At 72.5% G+C, this 647-nt stretch carries 1 pseudogene; it reads right to left on the bottom strand.

Going from position 1 to position 647, the window contains the following annotated elements:
- Positions 1–371: pseudogene (locus ACFVU9_RS40815) on the bottom strand (RNA helicase); the annotation flags it as partial.
- Positions 372–647: the final 276 nt, after the last annotated feature.

The raw sequence follows: 647 nt of genomic DNA, 5'->3' as shown, positions 1-647 counted from the left end.
CGGTCGTCACGACGGAAACCGCCGCCGGCCGGACGGTCATCGCGACGGAAACCGCCGCCCTGACGGTCGTCACGGTCACGGTTGAAACCGCCCGACGGGCGGTCGTCACGACGGTAGCCGCCACCGGAGGGACGGTCGTCACGGCGGTAACCGCCGCCCTGGCGGTCGTCGCGGTCGCGGCCGTAGCCGCCACCGGCGGGACGGTCGTCACGGCGCGGACGCTCGTCACGGTCGTCACGGCGGTAGCCACCCGGGCGCTCGTCGCGGCGAGAGCCGCCACGGTCGTTGGACCAGCTCCCGCGGGACCGGGGCTCGTAGCCTCGGCCGTCGTCCGATCGACGCTCGGGACGGTCCTGGGGCTGGTTCGACATCGTGGTGACTCCTTCTCCTGCTTCAGCTCTGCCGCGGACCGGGCCGTACATCTCGCCCTCACGCGGCTGCGTGCCGGCCTGCTGGCCGCACGCCTTCTCCATTGTCCGGCATCCGGGAACACTCCGCGTCCGGGCGGAAGCCCCGGCCTTGCCGGCCGTGCACGTTCGCAAAACACAAAAAGGCCGCGGGCCCCACGGAAACGCTGGGGCCGCGGCCATGAAAAAATGTTGGGCGGCGTCCGAAGAACCCACCCGGTGCCCCCCGCCGGACCCACG

It is taken from the genome of Kitasatospora sp. NPDC057936 (assembly GCF_042887525.1).
GTDB lineage: Bacteria > Actinomycetota > Actinomycetes > Streptomycetales > Streptomycetaceae > Kitasatospora.
Note: the sequence above shows the minus strand (reverse complement) of the source record. Positions and strands in the feature narration are given on the sequence as shown.